This is a genomic window from Elioraea sp. Yellowstone (genome assembly GCF_006704265.1).
Lineage (GTDB): Bacteria > Pseudomonadota > Alphaproteobacteria > Acetobacterales > Acetobacteraceae > Elioraea.
The window spans coordinates 1-7,323 of sequence record NZ_VIKA01000151.1; the positions used below are offsets into that span (position 1 = coordinate 1).

3 protein-coding genes are annotated in these 7,323 nt (G+C 75.4%); 1 reads left to right on the top strand and 2 read right to left on the bottom strand.

Features of this window, described 5'->3' with window-relative positions:
• On the bottom strand, positions 1 to 4,047 hold a 4,047-nt coding region (locus FK498_RS15825; protein ID WP_161988445.1), incomplete at its 3' end, for a filamentous hemagglutinin N-terminal domain-containing protein.
• Between the two features lie 48 nt (positions 4,048 to 4,095).
• The gene (locus FK498_RS15830; RefSeq protein WP_161988446.1) at positions 4,096 to 5,901 is read right to left on the bottom strand and encodes a ShlB/FhaC/HecB family hemolysin secretion/activation protein; all 1,806 of its coding nucleotides are present in this window, start codon (positions 5,899 to 5,901) and stop codon (positions 4,096 to 4,098) included.
• Between the two features lie 187 nt (positions 5,902 to 6,088).
• Between FK498_RS15830 and FK498_RS20150 the strand changes: the two genes are divergently transcribed.
• A partial coding sequence (locus tag FK498_RS20150) for a serine/threonine-protein kinase (RefSeq protein WP_202614881.1) occupies positions 6,089 to 7,323 on the top strand: 1,235 nt, incomplete at its 3' end.

Here is a 7,323-nt window from a genome sequence, read left to right on the forward strand (position 1 = left end):
GGGCAGCGCCGTTCCGTCCGCCCCGTCGAGCAGCAGGTCGCGACCGGCGCGGGCCAGCAGCGCGCCCGCCTCGATCCTTCCCGACGCCCCCTGGGTCAGGTCCTGGCCGGCCTGGAGCCGCACCGTGCCGCCGGGCGCGGTGACCGGGGCGGCGAGCGCGAGGTCGCCGCCGGCGGTGAGCGTCACCGCGCCCGGCAGGACGGTGGAGACGCCCGCGGTCGGGCCGGGGAAGGCGGCGCTCGGGCCGACCGACCCGACGGTGAGGTCGGCGGCGGCGCGATAGGCGAAGCGGAAGAAGGCCTCGCCCGCGACGGTGCCGACACTGTTCGCAGCCGACGCCGTGAGATCGACATCACCGAACGCCGCACGCGCGAGCAGGCTCTGCGCCTCGATGCGGCCGGCCGCCGTCTGCTGCACCGAGCCGAATCCGCTCGCCAGCCGCACCGTGCGCCCGGCGGTGATTCCCGCCACCGTCGCGTCGGTGCCGTGCGCCAGGGCGGCGACCGTGACGGGCCCCGCGCCGCGGAACTCGACATCGGCGCTCGTGCCCGGCGCGCTGCCGGCGAACGTCCCGACCGCGTTGTCCGCCGCCCCGAGCAGCACCGAGCCCTGGGCGCTCCGCGCGACGAGGCTGTCGGCGCCCAGCGCCGCGCCGGCGAGCTGTGCGACATCCGCACCGGCCTGGCCGGCCTCCAGGGTCACCTGCCGGCCGGCCAGATCGATGCCGGCGCGCAGCGTCAGCGTGCCCGTCGCCGCCTCGCCGGGCCGGTCCGCCCCGCCGAGGCTGCCGATGCGGAGATGATAGTCATTCGCCCCGAGGCCGATCCGGCCGAGCTCGACGGCGTCGATCGACAAGGTGCCGGCCGCTGCCGCGCCCAGGCTGATCGCGCGGCCGGCGGTCAGGGTGCGCAGCACCGCCTCGGTGAGGGTCGCCGTGCCGAGGGTGCCGGAGGGGCCGATCGACAGGTCATCCGCCGTCACGACGACGCGCGGTGCCGCCACGGTGGCCTCGATCGCCACCTGCCCGCCCGCGAGCGAGGCGACCGTACCGGCCGTGACCGGCTCCAGCAGGGTCAGGGTGTCGGCTGCCGCGAGCGTGACTGCCCCGGCATTCGCCACCCCGGGCACCTCGGTGTCGGCGACGACGGTGAGATCGCTGCCTGCCCCCTCGGCGCTGACGGTGACGGCGCCCGTGCCGAGGTTGTGCGCCACGAGCGCAAGGCTGCCGGTGTTGCGGAAGGCGAGACCCTCGCCGGTGATCGCGACCAGCGTGCCGACCTGGTTCGCCGCCGCGGTCAGATCGACCGGGCCTTCCGCGGCGAGGTCGAGGCGGCTGGCGACGATCGGCGCGGCGGCCGCCTGGGAGATCGCGCCGCCTGCGGTGGTGTTCAGGAACACCCCGCCCGTGCCCGCGGCGATCCCCTGATCGAGGCTCAGCGTGCCGGCGGCGCGCAGGGCGACGTCCGCCCCGGCGGTGGCGAGCCCGGACAGTGCGGGCAGTGCGCCCCCGCCGACCGTCCCGACGGCGAGCGCGCCCGCGTTGGTGAACCGGAAGACGTGGCCGGCGCCGCCCGCGCGCCCGGCGATCGTGCCGACGCTGTTGGCCGGATCGGTGAGCGCGACCGAGCCGCTCGCGGCCGAGGCGGCGAGGGCCGAGCCGGCCCCGCCCGTCACCGGGCCGGTCTGGCCGATCGCGCCCGCGCTCGTGCTGCCCGTCTGGAGGATCAGGCTGCGGCCGCCGAGCGCGATCCCCGTCGCCGGGTCTCCAGCCGTGCCCGAGACCGTGATCGTGCCGGTGGTGCTCCGGAGCCGCACGGTGGCGTCCGCCGCGCCCAGCCGGGCGAACTCGTCGCGGTTCACCGCGAGCGCGGTCGAGTCGGCGTCGGTGCTGCCGAGTTCGGTGCCGGTGCCGAGCAGGATCGGCCGGGTGCCGGTGCGGGTGGCGATGTCCACCGTGGCGGCACCGGTGCCCAGGGCCGCGTTCACCGCGATCCGGTCGGCCACGGCGGTGACCGCCCCCGCCTCGACCGGCGCGTCGACGCGGAGCAGGGCGCCCGTGCCGGCGGTCAGGGAGACGGCGCCGCCGCCGGCCGCGATCGCCTCGGTGAGGGTCAGCGCGCCGGCGGCGGTGAGCGTGACCGGCTGGCCGGCGGTGGTGATGCCCGACACGCCCGCGACCGTGCCCACCGTCAGCGCCCCGCCGGCAGCGAGGCTGAACGCCCCGCCGGCGCTGCCCGCGACCGTTCCGGCCGCCGCGGTGTTGATCGACACGGCGCCCGCGGCCTCCGCCAGCAGCGTCGCGGCCGCGATCGAACCGGCGGTCTGGCTGATCGCCCCGCCGGCGCCGGTGCCGCCGCCGGTGGCATCGAGCACCAGCTGGCCGGATGGCCCGAGCGCGATCGTGCCGGCGAGGATGATGTTGCCCGCGCCCCCGGCGCCGACCCCGGACTGCAGCGTCAGATTGGCCGATCCGACCGCCGTGATCGCCGATCCGAGGTCCTGCAGCACGGCGCCCTGGGCCTGCAGCGTGAGCGTCCGTCCGGTCGGGATCACGAGGTCCGAGAACACGGCGATCTCGCCGGTGCCGCCGGTGTCGGGACTCCCGACCGTGGTCACCACCACGTCGGAGAGGGCGAGCTGCGCCTCCAGATCGCCGGCATTGAGCACCGAGGTCGGACCCGGCGCGCCCGGCGACGGCTGGGTGACAGGCCCGATCGTGACGTCCTGCGACGGGATGTCGGCGATCTGGAGATCGGTCGGGTCGAGCAGCAGCACGCCGACCCGGCCGAGGGTGGCGCGCAGGTCGGCGAGACCGCGATAGTCGAGCCAGCCCTTGGACGAGACCTCGGCGAAGCCGCCGTCGCCCCCTTCGGCCCCGCCGCGCGCGCTGATCTCGCCCCAGAACCGGGTCGCCTCCTCCGACCAGACGATCACGCGTCCGCCGTCGCCCGCCGCCGTGGCATCGGCGAGGATCGCGGCGCCGCGCTCGACGGTGACCTCGCGCGCCTTCGGACCCGGGCCCTGGCCGCGCAGATCGCCGCCGACCCGCACCGTGCCGCCGCCGGCCCGCCCCGAGGCGTCGATCCGTGCGCCATCCTTGAGCGCGATCCGCTCGCCGCGCACATCGACCGTGCCGCCGCGCTGGCCCGGCTCGCGGCCGGAGACGTCGAGATGGCCCGCGACCGTCACCGTGCCGGCATCCCCGCCGCCGAGCACGATCGCGCCTCCCTCCTGGCGCACCGCGGTGGCGGCGATCCGGCCGCCGGCGAAGATCACCTCGTCGACCACGCCGCGCGCCACGCGCGCCGAGACCAGCACCTGTCCGCCCGGCGCCTCGATCGTGCCGGTGTTCGACACGACCGGGCCACCGCCCGCCGGCGCGCGCGCGACGGGATCGCGCACCTCGAAGGCCACCAGCCCGTCGCCGGCGAGGTCGATCGTGTAGGTCTCGGCCCCGCCCAGCACGACCCGCCCCTGCCGGGCGACGATGCGGCCGGCGTTGCGCACCTCGGGCCCGACCAGCGCGGCAACGCCGCTGTCGGCCACCGTGATCTCGCCGCGGTTCTCGACCCGCGCGCCGGCCACCCGGCCGGCCGCGCTCGCCGTCACCTCGCCGGTCGCCATCAGCCGCTCCGCGTCGATGCGAGCGGTGGTCGCGAGCAGGCTCGCGGCACTCACCTGCGCGCCCTCCGAGAAGGTCACGCCGGCTTCGTTCTGGATCACGATCCTTCCGTTCGCGGAGAGCCTCCCGGCGATCACGCTCGGATCCGGCCCCCTGACGCGATTGAGCGCGATCGCCGAGGACGAGGGCTGGACGAACTGCGTGTGCTCGCCGGGCGCGATCGAGAAGCGCTGCCAGTCGATCACCGCGCGGGCGCTGCCCTGCTGCACGACGAGATGGCCGGGGGCGGGCGTGGCGATCGTCGCCTGCCCGGCCACCACCGTGCCGCCCTCGGGATTGGCATGCGCCGGCACGCCGGCCAGTGCCGTGAGCGCCGTGCCTGACGCCAGCAGCAGCCGCAGCCTCTGAGGGCCCGAGGCGATCATGGCGCGGTTCGCAGCCCCCTTCCCCTGTTCTTGCGCCGCCATCCGATGTCAGAAGCGGCCAGTGAGCCTGAAGAACCCCGCATACATTGACAAAGGTTGCACGTTCGCGCCAGCAAACTCGCGCGTGAGCCGACGCACGCCCTCGATCTCGAGCGTCAGCCAGGAGCGGATGTCGAGCCGGACGCCGAGACCGAGCGAACGCATCGGTATGGCTGGCGGCGGCGGCAGCCCCTGCCCTTCCTGGTCCCAGGCGCGACCGAGATCGACGAAGCCGTAGAACTGTGCCGGCAGGCCGGTCGTGTCCGCCTCGGTGAGGCGGAGTTCGGTCGTGGCGCGCAGCTCGATCGATCCGATCACGGCACGATCGCCGGAGACCTCGCCGGCGTAGAAGCCGCGCCCGAGGCGGTCGCCGCCGAGGAAGAACTTCTCCTGCTGCGGCAGGACGTCGCCCGAGTACTGTCCGGCGATCACGCCGAGCAGGTCGAAGCTCCAGCGCCCGGCCGTGAACAGGGCCTGCAGACGCGACAGCTCGCCCGTCCACTTCACGTAGTCCGGATTGGCGCCGGGCCGCGGCGTCAGCGCCGTGATCGCGTCCGACGAGGCGCCGAAGCCGTCGATCCCCTTGTGCACGGTCGCGCGGAGCGTGGTGATGCCGAGCCACGCGTCGCGCAGGTTCGCCTCCAGGCCCAGCCGCGCGGCGCGGTAGCGGCCTTCGGTGCGCTGCTGCACCTGGCGCTGCGCGTCGTCCTGCGACTGGGCGTTGTAGAGATCGACCTGGCCGTTCAGCCACAGATTCGCCGCGCGTGAGCGGATCAGCGGATAGCGCGCGGCTAGCCCGGCGACGACGACATGCCCCTCGTAGTCCAGGGCGGCGAGCGGCAGGCCCGGCAACGTGCGGCCGTAGCCCGCGAACAGCCTGAGCGACAATCCGCTCGCGCCGATGAAGCCGGAGAGGTTGGCCTGGACGAAGTTCTGCTCCTGGCGCTGCTCCGGCTGGCCGCGCAGGGCCGTGGTGACGGCCAGGAGCTCGGCGCGCTCGCCGAACGGGGTGAAGCTGTTCAGCCCGGCGAGCGCGAAGAGCTGGGTCGGCCCCTGCTGGCGCGAGGCGCGATTGTCGTAGATCAGCACGCCGTCATAGGCGCGGCGCGACAGGCTGACCACCATCAGCGGCGCGCCCTCGACGGTCCCGGGCCGCAAGGTCGCGCTCGCCGCCACGCCGGGGATGTCGTTGACGAGCAGCAGCGCGCGTTCGAGGGTGGCGACCGCGAGCGGCCGCTCGGCGAGCAGGGGGGCGAGGAAGGCGCGCACCTGCGCGATCGCCGGCCCGATCTCGCCCTCGTACTCGATGTCGGCGATGCCGCCCTCGATCACGCGCAGGCGCACCACGCCGTCCTCGATGCGCTGCGGCGGCACGACCACGCGGCTGAGGAAGTAGCCCGCATCCAGGTAGAGCCGCTCGAGGCGCTGGGCGAGGGCGAAGATCTCGGCGACCGTCACCTCCCGGCCCACCAGCCGGTCGGTCTCCGCGCTCAGCCGGTCGGGAGGGATCGCGCTCGCGCCCTCGACCAGGATCGCGCGCGGCACCAGACGGACCGTCTCCGCGCCGGGCGGGACCGGCACGACCGCGGGCGCGGCGGGAGCGGGGAGCTCGGGCTCGACGCGCGCCGGCGGCGGGACGGTCACGCGCTCCGGCGGAGGCGCGAGCACGGGCGGCGGCGCCGGCTGGGCGTGCACGGTGGCGCCGGGCAGCAGGCCGATCGGCAGCGCGGCCAGCGCGACCAGTACGACCAGCGCGCCCCGGCGGGCGAACCGGCCTTCCCTCCGGCGGCGCGCGCGGATCCGGCGTGCTGTCATTCCGCTCCCATCACCGGCGCCGACGCTAGCACGCAGCCCTCCTCCGGCCAAATGTTGCGGATTCGGCTCATTGCCGTGCCACGGCAGCCGGGGCGCCCGCCCGGCTTGCGTCGCAGCCGCGAATCGGGTGTTTCCCGCCGGCCCGATCATGGGGCAGACTCGGTGCCCCATCCACAGCAGGCCCGCGATGGAAGGCCAGACCCTCGGCAAGTACCGGATCATCGCCGCGATCGGCCGCGGGGCCGCCGGCACGGTGTGGCGCGCCACCGACCCGGTGATCGAGCGCACGGTGGCGATCAAGACCATCAAGCTCGACCACGCCGGCGACCAGGAGGCGGCGGAGGAGATCGCCCGCTTCAAGCGCGAGGCGCAGGCGGCGGGGCGCCTGTCGCACCCCAACGTGGTGGCCGTCTACGACTACGGCGAGCAGGACGGGCTCGCCTACCTGGTGATGGAGCATGTCGAGGGCGGCTCGCTCAAGGGCCTGCTCGACAAGGGCGAGCGGCTGCCGCTCAAGGAGGTCGCCCGCGTCATGGACGAACTCCTCGCCGCGCTCGCGCACGCGCACGAGAAGGGCGTGGTGCATCGCGACATCAAGCCCGCGAACGTGATGCTGACCAGGTCGGGCCAGGTGAAGGTGACCGATTTCGGCATCGCCCGGATCGAATCCAGCACCATGACCCAGGCCGGCACGGTGCTCGGCACGCCCGCCTACATGTCGCCCGAACAGTTCCGCGGCGAGCCGGTCGATCCGCGCACCGACGTCTACTCGGCCGGCGTCGTCCTGTACCAGCTGCTCACCGGCGACAAGCCCTTCGAGGGCAGCTTCACCGCGATCATGCACAAGGTGCTGAACGTCGAGCCGCCGCGCCCCTCGGAGATCAGTGGGGCCGTGCCGCCGCCGCTCGACGCGGTGGTGGCGAAGGCGATGGCGAAGCGGCCGCAGGCCCGCTTCGAGAGCGCGGCCGCCTTCCGCGCCGCCCTCGCCGAGGCGATCCGCACGGCCGAGGCCGCGCCTGCGGCGACGATCGCCGGGGTCGATCTGGATGCGACGGTGATCGAACGCCGTCCGGCATCGCCGGCGCCGGAGCGCGCGCCGGCCAAGACCGGTCCGGCGGGCGGCGGCGCGGAGCCCAGGCGGCGCGTGCCCGTGGCCCTGCTGGCGGCGCTTCCCCTGGCGCTCGCCGCCGCGGCGGGTGCAGCGTGGTATGTCCTGCTGCGCGAACCCGAACCCGCGGTGATCGCCACCGCCGAGTCGCCGGCGCCGCCGCCGATGGTGCTCCAGCCGCAACCGCTGCCCGATCCGCCACGCCCGCCCCCCCCTCTTCGGCGTCCCGTTCGGCCCGGCCACCTAACCCGCGCGCGGGGGGGGGGGCGCGCCCGCCCCGCCGCGCCGCGGTCGCCGCCGCGTCGCCCGGCACG

Excerpts from the sequence above, each read along its gene's own strand:
- FK498_RS15830 (WP_161988446.1), bottom strand. The coding sequence starts at position 5,901 with ATGACAGCACGCCGGATCCGCGCGCGCCGCCGGAGGGAAGGCCGGTTC.